Source organism: Sphingobacterium yanglingense, from assembly GCF_004363245.1.
Classification (GTDB): Bacteria; Bacteroidota; Bacteroidia; order Sphingobacteriales; family Sphingobacteriaceae; genus Sphingobacterium; species Sphingobacterium yanglingense.
The window spans coordinates 408,189-426,495 of the sequence record NZ_SNYV01000016.1 but is presented as its reverse complement, the minus strand read 5'-3'; the positions used below and the strand labels follow the sequence as shown (position 1 = coordinate 426,495).

General features: G+C 40.1%; 14 protein-coding genes. All 14 read left to right on the top strand.

The features are described from left to right. Window positions 1-1,575 (top strand): hypothetical protein (locus tag CLV99_RS18135; RefSeq protein WP_211348575.1); only part of this gene is annotated, 1,575 nt, incomplete at its 5' end. Between the two features lie 2 nt (window positions 1,576-1,577). Continuing rightward, window positions 1,578-2,084, top strand: coding sequence for a hypothetical protein (locus CLV99_RS18130; RefSeq protein WP_133585909.1), 507 nt, complete (start codon window positions 1,578-1,580; stop codon window positions 2,082-2,084). 11 nt (window positions 2,085-2,095) lie between these two features. Beyond that, window positions 2,096-4,663, top strand: coding sequence for a hypothetical protein (locus CLV99_RS18125; RefSeq protein ID WP_133585908.1), 2,568 nt, complete (start codon window positions 2,096-2,098; stop codon window positions 4,661-4,663). Window positions 4,664-4,715: 52 nt separating this feature from the next. Next, window positions 4,716-6,302: a T9SS type B sorting domain-containing protein gene (locus CLV99_RS18120; protein WP_246032799.1), complete on the top strand. Its 1,587-nt coding sequence runs from the start codon at window positions 4,716-4,718 to the stop codon at window positions 6,300-6,302. Then, window positions 6,302-7,309: a PorP/SprF family type IX secretion system membrane protein gene (locus CLV99_RS18115; RefSeq protein ID WP_133585907.1), complete on the top strand. Its 1,008-nt coding sequence runs from the start codon at window positions 6,302-6,304 to the stop codon at window positions 7,307-7,309. The genes CLV99_RS18120 and CLV99_RS18115 overlap by 1 nt, the downstream gene beginning before the upstream one ends. A 19-nt stretch (window positions 7,310-7,328) precedes the next feature. Beyond that, window positions 7,329-9,287: an OmpA family protein gene (locus tag CLV99_RS18110; RefSeq protein WP_133585906.1), complete on the top strand. Its 1,959-nt coding sequence runs from the start codon at window positions 7,329-7,331 to the stop codon at window positions 9,285-9,287. A gap of 387 nt (window positions 9,288-9,674) precedes the next feature. Beyond that, window positions 9,675-10,385 (top strand): SAM-dependent methyltransferase, encoded by a 711-nt coding sequence (locus CLV99_RS18105; protein WP_133585905.1) that lies wholly within the window; start codon window positions 9,675-9,677, stop codon window positions 10,383-10,385. A 98-nt stretch (window positions 10,386-10,483) separates the two neighbouring features. Further along, window positions 10,484-10,978 carry a hypothetical protein gene (locus CLV99_RS18100; RefSeq protein ID WP_211348573.1) on the top strand — a complete coding sequence of 165 codons (495 nt, stop codon included), beginning with the start codon at window positions 10,484-10,486 and terminating at the stop codon, window positions 10,976-10,978. A gap of 11 nt (window positions 10,979-10,989) precedes the next feature. Further along, window positions 10,990-12,087 carry a Nif3-like dinuclear metal center hexameric protein gene (locus tag CLV99_RS18095; protein WP_133585904.1) on the top strand — a complete coding sequence of 366 codons (1,098 nt, stop codon included), beginning with the start codon at window positions 10,990-10,992 and terminating at the stop codon, window positions 12,085-12,087. Continuing rightward, the gene (locus CLV99_RS18090) at window positions 12,087-12,821 is read left to right on the top strand and encodes a zinc ribbon domain-containing protein (RefSeq protein WP_133585903.1); all 735 of its coding nucleotides are present in this window, start codon (window positions 12,087-12,089) and stop codon (window positions 12,819-12,821) included. Before CLV99_RS18095 ends, CLV99_RS18090 begins: the two co-directional genes overlap by 1 nt. 150 nt (window positions 12,822-12,971) lie before the next feature. Beyond that, entirely contained in the window at window positions 12,972-16,271 is a 3,300-nt protein-coding gene (locus CLV99_RS18085; protein WP_133585902.1) for a S41 family peptidase, read from the top strand. A gap of 60 nt (window positions 16,272-16,331) precedes the next feature. Further along, window positions 16,332-17,279 (top strand): CPBP family intramembrane glutamic endopeptidase, encoded by a 948-nt coding sequence (locus tag CLV99_RS18080; RefSeq protein ID WP_133585901.1) that lies wholly within the window; start codon window positions 16,332-16,334, stop codon window positions 17,277-17,279. Continuing rightward, a complete protein-coding gene (locus tag CLV99_RS18075; protein WP_133585900.1) occupies window positions 17,245-17,475 on the top strand; it encodes a putative signal transducing protein in 231 nt (76 codons plus the stop codon). The genes CLV99_RS18080 and CLV99_RS18075 overlap by 35 nt, the downstream gene beginning before the upstream one ends. Next, window positions 17,465-18,265 (top strand): phosphatidate cytidylyltransferase, encoded by an 801-nt coding sequence (locus CLV99_RS18070; RefSeq protein WP_133585899.1) that lies wholly within the window; start codon window positions 17,465-17,467, stop codon window positions 18,263-18,265. The genes CLV99_RS18075 and CLV99_RS18070 overlap by 11 nt, the downstream gene beginning before the upstream one ends. Window positions 18,266-18,307: the final 42 nt, after the last annotated feature.

Genomic DNA, 18,307 nt, shown 5'->3' with positions numbered 1-18,307 from the left:
GGCGACGTTGTAACCAACATCAAGAACGAGGGTGCTATCTATAATGAGATCATCAATATCCTTAACGCTAAGACTGACCTTTTCGTTGACAACGGGGATGGAACATTCACGCACACTACTGTTGACGGCAAAGAAGTTAAGTTCGATGCGAACACGCTTACGATGCTGGATAACAACGACGGTACCTATACATTTACGAATGCGAACGGCGAGACGGTTACGGTCGATGTTATCGGCGACGTTGTAACCAACATCAAGAACGAGGGTGCTATCTACAACGAGATCATCAATATCCTTAACGCTAAGACTGACCTTTTCGTTGACAACGGGGATGGAACATTCACGCACACTACTGTTGACGGCAAGGAAGTTAAGTTCGATGCGAACACGACTAGTGTAGAGGTAGCTGACGGAGTCTATACTTTCAAGAATGGTAAAGGCGAGACGATCGCCACGATCGATACGAATGTTGATGCTGCAGAGGTAACTTATGACGGTACAAATTCAGGTTTGTCATCGAACAATGTAAAAGATGCCATTGACGAACTGGTAACTAATATTAATGCGAAAAAGGGAGACCTTTCATTAGAAACTGGAGTTTTAGAGTTTCTTGACAATACAAACGGGACGGATAAACTTTTAGCAGCAGCTAAAATCGGCATAGTAGATGGGGCTATCACTACAGAAAAGATCAAAGACGGTGAAGTTAAAACAGCAGACATTGCAGACAAAAATGTTACTGCTGATAAATTAGGCGCTGACCCTACAGACAAAGGGAAAGTAGGTGTTGTGCAGTCTGATGGAAGTGTAGTTTACCAAAAAATTGATGTATCTAATATCAATGCTAAAAATTTAACTTCAGGTAGCACCGTGTTAGAAGTGACCGGTGGTATTGGGGCCACCTTAGTAGACGCAAGTGTGAAGTTTGCTAATGCGGAAGCGGATAAAGTACTTGTTACAGATGATCAAGGCAATGTTATTTGGGTCGATCAATCTGAAGTAGGAGAGATAGTATCTGCGGACAACGGTTTAACTAAGACCGATAAAAATATACAGCTAGGCGGAGATTTATTAAAGCAGACAACAATAGGAACATCAGCAGACAAGACATTAGCAATTACGGGTTTGGATAAGAAGAAAACTCAGGCAGTTAATGCTACGGAAGGCTTTGCTCAACACTTATTAGCTGTCGATAAAAATGGTGATATCATTAAAGCTTTAAAAGCAGCAATGCCGAAGTTTTTCTATATGCCATCAGTGATGGTGCCGACTGCAGAAAGTCAAGCTACGCAAGAAGGTGTTACCTATAATAATACTTCTCGCACGGGTACAATTAACTTATACACGATCTATAAAAAGCAATTTGGATCACCTGTTATGAGTAGTGCTGGAGCCTCCTCACTGCCTGTATTACCTGCGTCAGAATTAGGTTTCCATGTTACTTACGCAACTGAAGGAGTCTTTACCATAAAAAGTATTACTGCAGAAGGACTAATGACTTACGAAGTTAGCTCAACTGCCAATATAAATGTAGGTAGCTTTATTAATATCGTGTTCTCCGTTAAAGAAGACTAACTATGAAAATTAATATTATATATACAACAATACTTATTGCACTGTGCTTTGTTTTCAAAGCACAGGCGCAAAATCCGATTACAGCGTATCACACTAAGCTAGAAAGCCTGTCCGAAGCAGAAGCAGAGAAGTTAGCGTATTTGGCAAACGGCACGCCAGCTTCTATGTATGTAGCAGGTGAAAATGAGCCGATAATTCATCGAGTGGATAGCGAACCAGTAGTAAATATGTCCGTAACTAAATCAAGCGATTTTAAAGAATTGTCTAGTGCTTTTAATGCCTCGCTGAAAGATATCTTGTTTATAAATGTAGAGTGGAATGGCGAAGAAAACATGGTGATTCCGGAATATGTATTATCAAAGCTAGCAAACTTAAAGTATATCTATGTTAGGTCTTATGAGCAATTGAACCCTGCTGTAATTCAGGATCGGTTTGCCGACATGTTGCAAATACTAAAAAACTACCCGGGCGTCGAAGTGCTGTATCAAACTATGGAACAACCCAGTTAATTAGAAAGGCTATGAAAAAACATATATTAATAAAAAAAGCTTCTCTACTTGTACTTTTTGTTTTCAGTTTGTTGGTCTTAAATCCCTTTTCAACCATTGCACAGATAAGAAAGACGTTTGAGCCTCGTCAATCAACGAAAGCGCCACTTCCTTATACGAACGTAAAAAACTATAACTTACAAGGTGATTTCTTAATGTTAGGAAATACAAGTCTGACGTTGAGTTCATACATTGTCAATAGAGATAATAGTAACAATTCAATGATATATGTGGATGTAGATGGTGATAATTCGACGGTCAACTCCTCTACAGCTGCATTAGTCTTACCTGGAGGCGAGTGTACGGAAGTGATCTATGCAGGTTTGTATTGGTCTGGAAGAGCACATAATGGAGGAAGTTCGAACGATGAATTTACCGTTAAGAAAAATAACATCAATTATGCGTTAAACAAGCGCAAAGTTAAATTGAAACAAGGAAACAATGCATACGTGGACGTATTGGCAAATGCTAACGATATCTATTATCCAAGTAATACGGATGGAAATATGTATTCTGCTTATGCTGATGTCACCGATTATGTTCGTCAAAATGGAGCGGGTAATTATACTGTTGCTAATTTAGCATTGATTGAAGGAAATGGTGGAGGAACAGGTTTTTACGGTGGATGGGGAATGGTTATCATCTATAAAAATGCCTCGATGAAATGGCGAGATATCACTGTTTTTGATGGACACGCTTATGTTGCAGGAGGAACATATAGTTATCAATTACCAATTTCTGGATTTAAAGCTACACAACATGGTAATGTGAATGTTACTTTAGGTATGATGGCAGGAGAAGGAGATCGTATGATTTCAGGGGACTATTTTGAAATTAGAAGAGGAAATACTTTTGACAGATTAAGTCATAGTGGCAATTCAACAGGTAACTTCTTTAACTCATCAATTGAAGTTGGAGGTACATGGAGAAATCCTAATTTGGTTAATAATACAGGGTTTGATGTCGCTAGATTTGATTTAGACAATACCAACAATAGGTATATTGCGAATAATGCAACCAATGCAACTTTCAGATATGGAAGTACACAAGATACCTATGTGATTTACAATATGGTATTTGCTGTGGATGCTTATGTGCCAGAAGTAGTTGGAGAGAATACACCTTTAGATTTAAATGGAACTAAGCCGATTAATGGAGGAAGTATAACCCCAGGACAGAATTTAGAGTTCAATTTAGATATATTTAATAAAGGTGATGAGGCTGTCAACGACACCAAGATTGAGATCCCAGTACCGTATAATCTACATTATGCAGGTGCGAATATTATTAAGGGGGCGGGTTCTCTTGGAGTAGAAGGTGCTGTCACTTGGGTGCCACCTTTAGGAGCCTCTAATGACCCTAATATTACCGCGGGAGGTAAAATTATTTGGACTATAGGAAATCTACCAAAAGATGTGACAAAACAACAGTTGTTAGCCACGTTGAAATATCGTTTTAGAGTATCTGACAATTGTACATTATTGACATCAGCTAATGGACCATGTGGGCTAGAAGTAAAGATCAATGGTAAAATATCAGGAACAGGAGCTACCTCTGGTACGGCAGTGTCTTCGGACTTAGTTAGAGATTACGGCAATGGCAAATGTAACGGGCCTGTATACGACGATTTTATATCGACTATAACGATCTCAGCAGACTATATTGAGGGGTGTGATCCTCCAGTCGAAAATGGGATACGACAATTTAAAGCATTTTGCGAACTTGCTGGCAACGCTTTTAGTAGAAATGAAATAGTAGATCAGTACCCGGCTGGCACAAAATTCTTTAATAAGGTACCAACTTCATATGATTCTAATGATGGCCTAGTCACAGGAGATTTTGCCGTATCGACCACTAGTGGGCAAAAGACTAGTTATTATGCCGTTGTACCGGGCATGGATCCGGGCTGTTATTTAAAACTAGAGACAAGTTTAGAAAAGGTAACTACCTCCCCTATAGTGAACAACGTGTCATTTTGCCTTGGAGGAGAGGTTGTTTTAGATGTTCAACTTTCAGATGTTGGAAAAGCAAATGGCTATAATCTGTATTACTACGATTCGAATGGACAATTATTAGCAGAAGCTCCAAAACCAACTGAAGTAGGCGAATACTCCTACAAGGTTGCAGAAGGTACGGTCAAAGATGGAAAGACATGTATTGGCCCATTAGCAGAATTTACAGTGGTGATTAATGAATTACCTACTATAGATACTACCGTACCTAACGTAAGTCTTTGTGAGAATAACGATGGTATTGTTGATATCAGCACAACTGGAGCAACTAGTTATGTCTGGGAATATACCACAAGTACGGCTCCGGACAGTTGGCGAATATTAAGCAATTCGACTTTCTCGAATAGCATCACTGTGACAAATAGTAAGTTGAATATTTCACATGCACCAAAGGCGATCAATGGAATAAAAGTTCGACTCAAAGTAGATAATGGTAAATGTCCGGCTATTTCAAATGAAATAGTGATTGAAGTAAAAGACTGTCATGCGATCACAAATCCGATGTTACCGAATAAAGCGGTTCGATAATCTTAAAAACAGGAATACATTACAAATTAAAACTATCATTCAATCCTATAGAATGAAGATGAATATAAAAATTAAAACCCTAGTACTCGGGTTATTGCTTGCAATCGGACTGACGGGGTTTGCCCAGCAACAAGGTGAAGGAAGTTTTCTCTCAGATAATGGGAGGAATGTCCTGACCCAAAATCAGTTTGATGCCATATATGCCGAATCGCTATTTATTGGACCTCAAGCCGAATGGATAATCGATGGACAGATCGATCTTTATGTTAAGAATATATGGATCGCACCGACAGCCAAAATCAGTGGCTCTGGTGTAATCAATATACATAACCCCCGAACAAATCCATTTTATACAGGATGGAACGACCAACCCACCTATATCGACGCGAACAACGGTAACTATATCGATGTACGAATCGTGTTGATGAATGATAATGGGCTGCATCTAAAAAGTATATCGGGACGAGATTATGAAGACAACTCGTACCCGAAGGAAGAGAAAGATGCTGCATTGCGATTATCCAAATCAATAGATCTTCGCGTCAATGGGGCTAATGTATTTCTGAATGGCAATGACTTTGAGTTGGATGTGAATGCACAGATTTTGAGTTACAGCACGCAACGGATGGTTGTTACGAATAATTCGGTTTCGGGACACTTGATCAAGAATTTTGGCGACCGTACGTCCGCCTTCGTATTCCCAGTGGGTAAAGAGGAGCGTGACTATACACCAGCTCGATTGACCCCTTCGCTGAATAAGAGTAAAGTTTACGTCTCGGTTACGGATTACCTGGCTTCGGGAATACAATTCAAAGACGAGCGCATTGGTATGGATCGGATATGGAGTATCTATGCCGACAAGGGGATGAAGATGGATTATACGTTGATACATAATGTGTCATCCAATGGAATAGCCTATGTGGATCCTGAGGCGCAGATTGTGCAAGATGCCGATGGAGGAAACTGGATCGGTAATGTAACTACATTCAATGAAGAGACAGGACCAGGTGGTGTGGTAGCGCAGGCAATTCATACACGTAAAGATATAATGACTCGGGCATCGAAGACTTTGTCGGGGACCTGGTTTACAAAATTCGCAAATGCACCTCCAAAAGCAGTTGATGATTATGTGACATTGGAGTTTGGCGAGGAAAAAGAAATTAATGTATTAGAAAATGATGTTCCGGGATCTTCTGCTATCGTGACGAACAGCGTAATAGTGGTGTTGCCTTCAGCAAATGGAACTGTACGTGTGGTGAATGGTGTAATAATATATACACCAAATCCTGGATTTATCGGAACAGATGAATTTGAATATGAGATTACAGATGAAAATGGTTTGACCGCGAAAGCCCGCGTATATGTGACGGTGGCTCCGCGTGAACTATTCATACCGAATGTCTTTACACCGAATGGAGATGGTAAAAATGAGACGTTCGAAATCGTCGGTATTGAAGCTTATGATCGAATTGACTTACTTATTGTCAACAGATGGGGAAATGAGGTCTATAAAAACACGAATTATAAGAATGAATGGAATGGCCAGGGATTGAATGAAGGAACTTATTTCTATATCATCTCGGCGGTGAAGGGTAATGACGTAAGGGTATTTAAAGGAAATGTTTTGATTAAAAAATAATGAAGAAGATACTTTCAATTTTAGGATTTAATCTCTTGTTTGCCTTGCAGACATTTGCCCAACAAAATATACAATTTACACAGTATATATTTAACTCGCTCTCTGTCAACCCTGCTTATGCTGGATATAAAGAGGAGTGGTTTGGACAGTTGGGATTGCGTAGCCAATGGTCTGGATGGACAGGGGCACCAAAGACAGGTACCATATCTATAGATGGGGTAGTCGATCCTGAAAACCGCCGACACGGTGTGGGACTGCAGGTGACGGGAGACCAGCTTGGAGCTCAGGGAGCGACAAGTATATACGCTAACTATGCTTTACGTCTACAATTGGATCGGGCGGATGAGCACCGCCTGAGCTTAGGTGTTGCTGGTGGAGTGACGCAATACAGCCTAGATGGAAATAAGTTGGAATATGTGGATGATGGAGATGGATTTATCCCCCCAGGGAAAATATCAACTTGGAAGCCTGATATCCGGCTAGGTGTATATTATAACAATAGTAAATGGTATGCGGGGGTAGCTGTTCAGGATTTGTTTTCGGGGAGTAATAGTGGAGAAGATTTTCAATTTAATCAAAACTCTCTAGAGAGCTTATATCGTAAAGTGCACGGATACTTTATCGCAGGAGCCCTTATTGAATTGGATCCAGGATTATTGTTGAGACCTAGTCTATTAATAAAGGAAGATTTTAAAGGACCAACCTCATTAGATCTAAATGCCATGTTTATTTTTAATGACAAATTCTGGATTGGGGGAGGTTATCGTACGCGCGCGCGAATCTTTGACCGAAAATATAATCAAGGTTCTGTCAATAAATTAAGCGCTTTAAACTCGCTTAGTGGTGTTGTGCAGTTTTATGTTAATCCTAAATTCCGCGTGGGCTATTCTTATGATCATATGCTCAATAAAATGAGTGGATTGCAGAATGGAACACATGAGCTGACCTTGGGAATTACATTTGGTGGGCAATTAAGGAGGCAGATACTAAGTCCGAGGTACTTTTAAGATAAAAGCAATTTAAAGCATGAAACTTTTTTCTAATGAAATTATATTGAAATACAGTCTGTTGATTCTGATATGTGTCCTTTCCGTAACTGGTTCCAGTGCTCAGGAGCGACCTAGTCGAAGATCTCTAGCAGAGCAATTGTATAATAGTATGGAGTACACGCGTGCTGCTGCTGCACTAGAAAAGCTAGTGGATGTCAAAAAGCCTAGAACTGTTGATTTGGAACGCTTGGCAGATAGCTATTATTATATTAAACAGTATGAACTTGCTGAAAATTGGTATGCTAGAGCTGTAAATGAGAAGGATGCTTCGCAAAAAGCAAGACTCCGTTATGCTGAAGTGCTAAAACAACAAGGAAAATATACAGAGGCAAAGACACAATATCGCGAGTATATCAAAATGTATGGCGAAGAGAAGGAAATGCTTGGGGCTATTGCGGGGGCAGATTCGGCCACACTATGGATGAAAAATCCAACCAGACATCAGCTTAAAAATGAAAGTTATATAAATACTTCCCGTGCGGAGTTCGGTATAATTCCTACCAGTGGGGGATTTCTCTATGCGGGAGAACCTAGCAGTCTTCTGGAAAGTAGAAGTGGTATGACTGGGCAAGCCTATTTGAAAATATATACGGCAGAACGACAAGATGACGGAACTCTTAACTATCCTAATATTCTATCCGAATCTTTTAACAATTCGATGTACCATGTAGGGCCTACATCAACCAATGCAAAAGAGGACGTCTTGTTTGTGACAAGAACATATATAGGTAAAGATGCAGAGCAATTTAAAGCGTCGGGTTCAAAATGGAAAAAGCAAAATTTAGAATTAAAGATTTACAGAAAAAGTGAGGGCCATTGGGTAGAAGAAAATTTTCCATATAATAATGTAAAGGAGTATTCGCTTGGCCATGCAGTGTTAAGCCAGGATGAGAAGGTATTATACTATGCATCGGATATGCCTGGAGGATTTGGAGGAGTGGATATATGGTTTAGCGAGCTACAAGAAAGTGGAGAGTGGGGCGCGCCGCAAAATGTGGGGAGTACGGTTAATACCAGTGGTGATGAGATGTTTCCATCTGTATTCGGAAACACCTTATATTTCTCAAGTGATGGACTCATAGGCATGGGAGGCTTGGATATTTTTAAAGCAGTAGGTAGCAAGAATGTATTTTCAGAGCCTATTAACTTAGGGTATCCTCTTAATTCACCATCGGACGATTTTGCCTTCATCCAAGTATCTGAAAGCGATCAAGGGGCAAGTGGATATATTTCTTCCAATAGAGTGGGAGGAGCGGGTTCTGATGATATCTATTCATACGCCTACCGTAAACCAAAAATTACGATTATTCTTGAAGGTGTAACCAAAGATAAGTCTACAGGAGAGATATTAGTTGGAACTTCTGTTAGCCTGCGAGAATTGGGAGATCGTATCGTCGCCAAAGATATAACAGATGGACATGGGCTGGTTCGTTTTCAGATAGAACCGAATACCGATTTTAGAATGTTGGGGGAGAAACAAGGATATCTATCTGACACTCTACATGTAGCAGGAATAAACGCAATACGAGATACTGTCGTGCGCTATACGCTATTATTACAACCTGTGTTCAACAAAGGAGATAAGTTCGTTCTTGAAAACATCTATTACGATTTCGATAAGCATAATATCAGACCTGATGCTGCGAAGATATTGGACAAATTGGTGGCGACATTGCGCGACAATCCGACATTGCGGATAGAACTGTCCAGTCATACCGACAGCCGTGGGTCGGATACGTACAATATGAAGCTGTCTCAGCGTAGAGCAGATTCTGCAGTGGAGTATATTATCAGTAGAGGAATCGCTAGAGATAGACTCGTTGCTAAAGGTTATGGAGAGACGCGACTCGTGAATAGGTGTAGTAATGGAGTACAATGTACAGTTGCGGAACATCAAGCCAATAGGCGGACCGAGATAGAGGTATTAGAGTACTAAGTATTATTTTATTTCTAAGATTGGCGTAAATATTGAGGATAAGGCTTTGAAATACGAAAAACATATCAAAGAAGGCGCGGTGCGAGATATTATGGAAGGCCGTCTTCTTATTGACGAGGCAATGGAGAAGTATGGGATACTGTCGTCAGTAACGATTAAAAAGTGGCTTAAAGAGGCCTTGGCTAAATAGTAAGGTACTTGAAAAGGATAAGTAGATAACATGACGTTGTCTAGCTGTTGGTGGCTCGAATAATAAGAGGTCAAAAAAGATACTTTTTGCCTTATTAAATGTAAGTCAAGTTTCATCTAGTATAGTGAACGCTTGGTAGGCCTCAATGAATGCCATGAAGCAGGGACTTTCTTAGAAAAATTAAGTAGGTTTGCACTATGGAAAAGGGCAAACTTTATTTAATTCCAGTTCCTTTGGCTGATGGGGCTGAAAGGGCATCATATACGCCATTGCATCAAGATGTTATTGCTAAAATCACGGAGTATGTCGTTGAGAATGAAAAGACTGCCCGAAAGTTCTTAAAGACAGCAGGTCTTGCTGTACCCCAAAGTGAACTCATCATTCATGACTTCGGTAAGCACGCACGAGAGAAAATGGATTATAATCAGGTGTTTGCAAATGTGCTCAAAGGAAAGGATGTAGGGTTGATGTCAGAAGCTGGTTGTCCCGGGGTCGCGGATCCGGGAGCAGATGTCGTAGCAGAAGCACATCGTCGCAACATACAGGTAGTCCCTTTGGTCGGACCCAGTTCGATTCTGTTGGCGCTTATGGCATCCGGTTTTAATGGACAGAAATTTACTTTCCATGGCTATCTACCGATAGATAAAAGCGAGCGAAACAGAAAGATAAAGGAACTAGAAGCACAGAGCCGGAGAGAGAAAGTAACCCAGATATTTATCGAAACACCATTCCGTAACAATCAGTTATTCGAAGAATTATTGAAAGTGGCTAAGCCGGAGACAAAGCTTTGTGTGGCCGCAAATCTAACGGCCGCTGATGAATTTGTCGAAAGTAGGACCATAGCGGGGTGGCAGTCCCGAAAACTCGAATTGCATAAGATTCCCGCAATATTTTTATTATTTGCTTAACTCTTTGTATTTTTAAAGATAAATTAAAAGGACCGTATAGACCATCGGAGAATATCTCTTCTATGGTGTTGGGCGGTAAATATTGATAAAAACAGTAAATGGAAGAACTCTTAAAGAATCCCGATGTTCAAAAGCTCATTCCTTATCTCATAATTGCTTTCATTGTCCAATTGTTGATATGGTTATTATTTGCGAATACCATACGGACCACGTTAAATTTGATTAGAGAAGAGAATAGGTGTATTCTCCCTAAGCAAGCCTGGCTCGTAGCTTTGCCTTTTTTTAATATCTATTGGAATTTTGTCGTTGTCCGTAGGCTAACGGACTCGTTGAACAATGAGTTTTACGACCGTCAAGTTGCAGTTGAAGAAGAACCAACGCAAAAGCAGGGTTATATGTATGCTGGGGGATATATGGTCAGCAATATACCTTTGCCTGTATTTGTTGGATTTATAGCCTCTATAATAGCATTTGTTGGCTTCATCTTATATTGGTTTAAAATATATGAGTATAAAAAGTTGCTCCGAGAGCCTTTCCAATATCGGGATATAACAAAAGCAACTGAGCAAGAGGCTGAAGACAGTTATCTATAAAATGGAGACGTATGAAGGTAAAAGAAATAACACAGTATCTTGAACAGATAGCCCCCCTGTCTTATCAGGAAGCCTATGACAATTCAGGATTGATTGTCGGCCATCCAGAAGATGAAGTCGATAAAGCATTGATATCCCTAGACTGTACCGAAGCAGTGGTGGATGAAGCAATAGCAAAGGGGTGTAATCTGATCATCTCGCACCATCCTATAGTTTTTAAGGGCTTGAAAAAGTTTAATGGACGTAACTATGTGGAACGTACCGTGATGAAAGCCATCAAAAATAATATCGCTTTATATGCCATCCATACCAATCTAGATAATATAACGGGTGGAGTAAGTTCGAAAATTGCCGAAAAGTTAGGATTGATAAATCAAGCAATCCTAAGCCCTAAAGCGGGATTATTGAAAAAATTAGTAGTCTATGTGCCAAGAGCAAATGTAGAAGACGTAAGGCAGGCTCTTTTCGATGCAGGAGCTGGGAGCATAGGAGACTATGATCAATGCAGTTATAATACGGCAGGATATGGTACATTCAGGCCCCTGAAAGGAGCAAATCCTGCTATTGGCTCGGTGGGCACACAAGAACGTGTCGAAGAAACAAAAATAGAGGTTGTTTTTCTAGCGCCGGTCGAACGGCAGATTGTGGTTGCGATGCTTTCAGCACACCCTTATGAAGAAGTCGCATACCATATCGTGAACCTTGAAAATACATTGCAGCAGGTAGGGTCAGGAGTTATTGGAAATCTTGCCGAGCCAATGGAAGCCAGCAACGTGCTACATTACTTAAAAGAAAGATTGAAGTTGAATGTAATCCGTCATACCGAATTACTGAATAGACCGATAGAGCGAATCGCGGTTTGTGGTGGTGCCGGAGGCTTTCTATTACACGAAGCAAAACGCTCTGGTGCAGATATATTTATTACCGCAGATTATAAATACCATGAGTTTTTTGATGCGGAAGGAGATCTCGTTATAGCCGATATCGGGCATTTCGAATCCGAACAATTTACGCAAGAATTATTGTTGGAGATTATTCAGAAAAAATTTGTTAACTTTGCTGTTCTATTGACAGAAATAGACACAAATCCAATAAAATACTACAGTTAATGGAACAAACCGTAGAACAAAAATTAAAAGCATTGTGGGCATTGCAATCGATCCACACAAAGATAGATAAGATTCGTCAAGTACGTGGCGAGCTACCTATAGAGGTTGCCGACTTAGAGGACGAAATGGCTGGGCTAGAAACTCGCCTTGAAAAGATTCGAGTGGAATTGGATGACTTAGAAGATTCAATTGTGAAACGTAAAAATATGATTAAAGATGCACAGTCTGCAATCAAAAAATACGAAGGACAATTGAACGAGGTGAAAAACAATCGTGAATACGATGCGATATCCAAAGAAATCGAAATTCAAGGCTTAGAGATTCAAGTATGCGAAAAGCGCATCAAAGAAGCGGAGTTTGAAATTAAAAATAAAACAGAAGCTTATGAGAAAACTAAAGAAAATCTAGATTTCTCTAAAGGTGAGCTAGAAGTCAAGAAACAAGAATTGGAAACAATAACTTCGGAAACTCAAATCGAGGAAGAAGAGTTCTTGAAGAAAGCCGATATCGCCGCTGAGAAAAATGAAGAACGCCTATTAAAGGTCTATAACAAGCTTAGAGGTTCATATCGTAATGGTCTAGCTGTTGTATCTATAGAGCGGGATAGTTGTTCAGGATGTCACAATAAAATTCCTGCGCAATTGCAATCAGAGATTCGTCAGCGCAAGAAAATCATTATCTGTGAGCACTGCGGACGTGTTCTTGTAGATGAAGAAATCGCATCTGAAGATTAATCAGAGCAAAAAAATAATAGTAGAGGCTGTTCAAAACGAACAGCCTTTTTTTTTCTCCCAATCGCCATCTAATTGCAACAACTTAGATATAATCCTGTTCTTCGTCTAAAATCAAATATATTTGCCATCGAATAACCTTGAAATATCTATATGTTTAAAAAAGTCTCTAATTTTCTGAGCGTAGCATTGACTGTTGGAAGTCTCTCTGCTGCTCATGCCCAGCAAGAAACATTATTGCTGCGTAATCCTAGTATTAGTAAGACACATGTCACATTTGTCTATGGAGGTGACATTTGGGTCGCTGATAAGAATGGACAGAACCCGCGGCGATTGACCACGAATCCTGGTGTCGAGATGAATCCAATGTTTTCGCCTGATGGTAAGCAAATTGCTTTTACGGGTAATTATGATGGTAATACTGATGTGTATACTATTCCCGTTGTAGGAGGAGAACCAAAGCGTATTACTTTTCACCCGGCAGCCGATGTTGTAAGAGGTTGGTTGAGTAATGATGAGGTTTATTTTCAGACTACACGCGAATTTCAGTACTCTTTGGGCTCAAGACTCTATAAAACCAAGCTTGTCGCCGAGAATGCTACACCTTTAATGATGCCAGAAGCCTATCAAGGTACACCCTCTGAAGATGGACGTTATTGGGCATATATTAAAAATACGGATCCCACAGAACGTGATAGAGTTGCTTTCAAGCGCTACCGCGGAGGAGGTATGCCTTCTATCTGGGTATTCGATACAAAGACCAAAAATGTAGAAGTTATTCCTGGTGAAAACTGTAATGACGTAAAACCTGTATGGTTAGGTTCGAAAATCTACTTCTTGTCCGATAGGGATAAGATTGTGAATATCTACAGCTACGATACTAAATCAAAAAAAGTAGAGAAGTTGACAGATTATAAGGACTATGATGTACGTACTTTGCAGGGGCTAGGTAACGAACTTACCTTTGAGTATGATGGCCGTGTCCATATTCTTGATTTAGGAACCAAGAATGTGAATACACTTAAAATTGCTCTTGCTGCAGATCCCATGTTCAAGCGTTCGAGATATGTGGACCTGAGAGCGGGTATCCGTAACTTCGACCTTTCGCCAACAGGACAGCGCGCACTATTTGAAAGCCGTGGAGAAATTATATCTGTGCCGAAAGAAAAAGGAGATGCAAGAAATATCTCCAACTCGGTCGGAAGCCATGAGCGTTTCCCGTCTTGGTCGCCAAATGGTAAATGGGTATCTTATCTATCAGACAAAAACGGCAAATATCAATTGGTTCTTCGCGATCAGAAGGCAATTGACGAACCTACCTATATTGATCTAGGAACTGGCTTGTTTTTCTTTGAACCAACATGGTCTCCGGATAGCAAGAAGCTTTTTTATAATGATGCACATTTAAACCTGTATTATGTCGATGTGGCGTCCAAAAAAGTCGTATTAGTGGATTCAGATAAAATGGCGTCTATTACAGGGCGTACACGCAATCATTTCGAGCCATCATGGTCTTTTGATTCAAACTGGATTACCTATGTCAAAAGCCTCAACAATGGTGTCAATGCGGCATTTATGTATAATTTGACAACAAAGCAGTCTCATCAGATTACTGATGGTATGAGCGCTGTTGCACAACCGACTTTCAGTAAAGACGGGAAATACTTATTCTTTATTGCAAGTACAAATACAGGATTGACAAATTCAGGCTTACATATGTCTGCCTATGAGCGTAATCCACAGTTCAATGTGTATGCTTTTATTTTGTCTAAAAAGACCCCTTCGCTTTTTAAAAATGAGAGCGACGAGGAGACAGTGAAAGAAGAGAAAATAGAAGAACCAAAGAAGGAAGAAAAGGTTGCAGAGAAGAAGGACAACAAGAAGAAGTCTAGTGCTAAAGATGAAGTCAAGCCACCAGCGAAGCCAGTAGAGAAAAAGCTGGAAGTCGATTTTGAAGATATCAATAGTCGTATTGTTGCACTTCCTTTGCCTGCAGGTTATTATAGACTGGATGGAAGTGTGGAGAATATGCTTACGTACCAGCGAGGCAGTTCGATAGGAGCCTTTGATTTGATCAAAATGGAAGATAAGGCGCTTGTTGATAATGCGCGTGGATTCCGTATCAGTGCAGATGGCAAAAAAATGATGTACACGACAGGGAGGGATTACTTTATTGTCGCCGCTGGACAAAAGCCTGCTCCCGCATCAGGGAAATTAAATATCGATGATTTCAAATTTGAAGTGGATCCAGCTGCAGAGTGGAAACAGGTATTTAATGAAGTATGGGCGATGCAGAAAGAATTTTTCTATGTAGAAAACATGCACGGCGCAAACTGGGAAGCAGTGAAAGCGAAGTACGAAAAATTTCTGCCATATGTTAATCATCGTTCCGATTTAGGCTATTTATTGAATGAGATGATGGGAGAATTGGTCGTTGGGCATGCTTATGTTTATCCGGGAGATCAGCCTTCGACGCCATCAGTAAGTACAGGAGCGCTTGGAGCAGACTTGGAACAAGTGGATGGATTTTATAAAATCAATAAGATATTTACACGTTTAGATTGGAACCCATCTTTCAAAGCGCCTTTGGCAGAGCCAGGGTTGAATATAAAAGAAGGAAGCTATATTGTCAGCGTTGATGGAGTCAAATTGACTTCAGATGTAAGCATTTATAAGCTTTTGGAGAATAGAGTGGGTAAGCAGGTCGTATTGAAAATCAATACCAAGCCATCTCTTCAAGGGGCTAGAGAAGTGATTGTAAATCCAATTTCTTTTTCGAGCGAAATGGGACTACGCAGTATGGATTGGGTAGAGACCAATCGTAAAAAAGTAGATCAGTTAAGCAATGGTCAGATTGCCTATGTGTATATGCCGAATACAGGACAGGAAGGATTTACAAACTTCAACAGGTATTATTTCTCTCAGATGGATAAGAAAGCATTACTCATAGATGAGCGGAACAATGGAGGCGGATCTGTAGCGGATTATGTGATAGACCTGTTGTCAAGAGAGCTTATTGCAGGATGGGGAATCCGTGATGGTAAATCGTTTACAACACCAGGAAACGGTATCTATGGACCAAAGGCAATGATTATCAACGAAAATGCAGGATCTGGAGGTGATATGATGCCGTACATGTTCCGGTTTAAAGGATTGGGTAAGTTAGTAGGACGTACTACAATGGGGATATTAGTAGGTATTTCTGGATACCCGCCATTGTTGGATGGAGGAAGCATTACCTCTCCGAACTTCGGAGTATATGACTTGAATGGCAACTATATTATCGAAAATGAAGGTGTAGCACCTGATATTTTTGTAGAGCAGATGCCTAAAGACCTATTAGAGGGAAGAGACCCTCAGTTAGAGCGAACAGTCAAACTTCTTTTAGAGGAGATGAAGACCTATCCTTATCAACAGGTGAGGAAACCCGCGGATCCGATTCGTGTCAATTAAAATTAGTAAAAGGGGGCCTAGCCCCCTTTTGTTATTCTAAATATTAAGTAACTTTAGCGCATGAATCAATATCTTGGCAGACCAAATGGCCCATGGAGTTCCCTCCTTATTTTATTGGGATTGACGCTGGCTTGTAGTGTTGTCGTCCAGTCCCTAACCCTTGTGTTCGGTGTTTTTTCCAATGGGGGGCTAGCAGAAGTACTTCAGAGTGACGGAAGCTTGTCTTCATTCTCTAATCGGCCCTTCTTTTTGTATGCGCTATTGATAGCTAGTTCTTTTGGTACATTTTTATTGCCTGCATTTATTCTGCAAAAGTTAGAACCATATTATAACTATTTCCCAACCGAAAATAAGAAATTCGGTATGTCCTATCTTATTGCTGTTGCAATACTGTTTGCCTTCGGTCCGATCATGCAGCTGATTGGGGATGCAAACGCAAAGATGACACTCCCGGACAGTCTCAGCGGAATCGAGACCTGGATGCGATTACAGGAGGATAGTATGGCTGAATTGACCAAGAATATAGTGATGGTAGACCGGTGGGAACTACTTCTAGTAAATATTGTTGTCATGGCTATTATGCCAGCAATTGCTGAAGAGTATTATTTCAGAGGTTCCTTAATGCATATTATACAGCGCCTTGTCAAGAATTATCATATTACGGTATGGCTTTCGGCTATTATCTTTAGCGCGATACACGTGCAGTTCTTTGGCTTTTTTCCAAGAATGATTTTGGGCGTGTTCTTTGGTTACATGTTTGTGTGGACACAAAATATATGGATACCTATATTAGCTCATTTCGTGAATAATGCGACAGTAGCAATCCTAGCATTTGTATATACTAGACAAGGTAAAACGTACGCCGATCTACAGTCATACGATAGCTATTCAATATTTGTGTATATTGGAGGCTTTATTTTAACGGTGCTCTTAGGGATCTGGTTTTATAAAATTTCAAAACAAAAGCAAGCTAATGGAGAAAGATTGGAAAAAAATACAAGTATATAACAGTGCTATTGAAGCTGAGATCGTCAAACAGATGTTGGGAGAGAATGGTGTGCATTCCGTGTTGCTGAACAAACAGGACTCGTCTTACCTGTTTGGAAAGATTGAGCTTTATGTTCATGAAGACATGGAGCAACAAGCGTTGCGGTTAATCAAAGATAATGAAGAAAATAATATAGAGACGGGGGATGTTAACTAGAGCTATTACTGGATTTTTTTTTATAGCCGTGTTGATCGGTGCACATTTGTTGGGACAAGTTGTTTTTGTGTCGTTCTTCTCGTTGCTAGGACTTTGGTGTTTATATGAATTTTATGGAATAGTTCGTAAAGAAGACGTCAGACCGATGGTTTTTCTGGGCTTACTTGCGTTTGCTGTTTTGAGTGGCCTTATTGCGTTACATTGTTTGGGAGTAATTCCATTTATCAAGGTCTGGCTATTTATACCATTATTTTCTTTGGTTTTTATCTGGGCGTTGTTTCAAAAAAGGACACTTCCCTTTAATGATATTGGTTACACCCTATTAGGGATTACTTATGCAGGAATTCCTTTTCTATTTTTTCTGGCATTGGGATTTGTAAAAGGGAACTTTAATTTCTACATACCTCTCGGCTTTCTATTGATTCTCTGGTCCAATGATACAGGAGCTTATCTTGCTGGAAGAAGTTTTGGGAAACGAAAATTGTTCGAGCGGATATCGCCTAATAAAACATGGGAAGGTTTTATCGGAGGAGTCCTTTTTGCCGTCGCTATTGCTTTTAACCTAGAGCAGTATTTTGGAGCTTTGACAAAATGGGAATGGGCATCTATGGCCCTTATCATCGGTATATTCGGTACATTGGGAGATCTCGTGGAATCTATGTTAAAACGTAGTTTGGGAGTTAAAGATTCGGGGAGTATTCTGCCTGGACATGGAGGGTTGTTAGATAGATTCGACGGATTATTAATGGCTGCACCTTTAGTCTTTTTATTCCTGTTAATGATTGCATAATTATGAAATATCCATGTAACAGAACTGCACAAGAACGTGCAT

Coding starts and splice junctions, on each gene's coding strand:
- CLV99_RS18130 (WP_133585909.1), top strand. CDS start 1,578: ATGAAAATTAATATTATATATACAACAATACTTATTGCACTGTGCTTT.
- CLV99_RS18125 (WP_133585908.1), top strand. CDS start 2,096: ATGAAAAAACATATATTAATAAAAAAAGCTTCTCTACTTGTACTTTTT.
- CLV99_RS18120 (WP_246032799.1), top strand. CDS start 4,716: ATGAAGATGAATATAAAAATTAAAACCCTAGTACTCGGGTTATTGCTT.
- CLV99_RS18115 (WP_133585907.1), top strand. CDS start 6,302: ATGAAGAAGATACTTTCAATTTTAGGATTTAATCTCTTGTTTGCCTTG.
- CLV99_RS18110 (WP_133585906.1), top strand. CDS start 7,329: ATGAAACTTTTTTCTAATGAAATTATATTGAAATACAGTCTGTTGATT.
- CLV99_RS18105 (WP_133585905.1), top strand. CDS start 9,675: ATGGAAAAGGGCAAACTTTATTTAATTCCAGTTCCTTTGGCTGATGGG.
- CLV99_RS18100 (WP_211348573.1), top strand. CDS start 10,484: ATGGAAGAACTCTTAAAGAATCCCGATGTTCAAAAGCTCATTCCTTAT.
- CLV99_RS18095 (WP_133585904.1), top strand. CDS start 10,990: ATGAAGGTAAAAGAAATAACACAGTATCTTGAACAGATAGCCCCCCTG.
- CLV99_RS18090 (WP_133585903.1), top strand. CDS start 12,087: ATGGAACAAACCGTAGAACAAAAATTAAAAGCATTGTGGGCATTGCAA.
- CLV99_RS18085 (WP_133585902.1), top strand. CDS start 12,972: ATGTTTAAAAAAGTCTCTAATTTTCTGAGCGTAGCATTGACTGTTGGA.
- CLV99_RS18080 (WP_133585901.1), top strand. CDS start 16,332: ATGAATCAATATCTTGGCAGACCAAATGGCCCATGGAGTTCCCTCCTT.
- CLV99_RS18075 (WP_133585900.1), top strand. CDS start 17,245: ATGGAGAAAGATTGGAAAAAAATACAAGTATATAACAGTGCTATTGAA.
- CLV99_RS18070 (WP_133585899.1), top strand. CDS start 17,465: ATGTTAACTAGAGCTATTACTGGATTTTTTTTTATAGCCGTGTTGATC.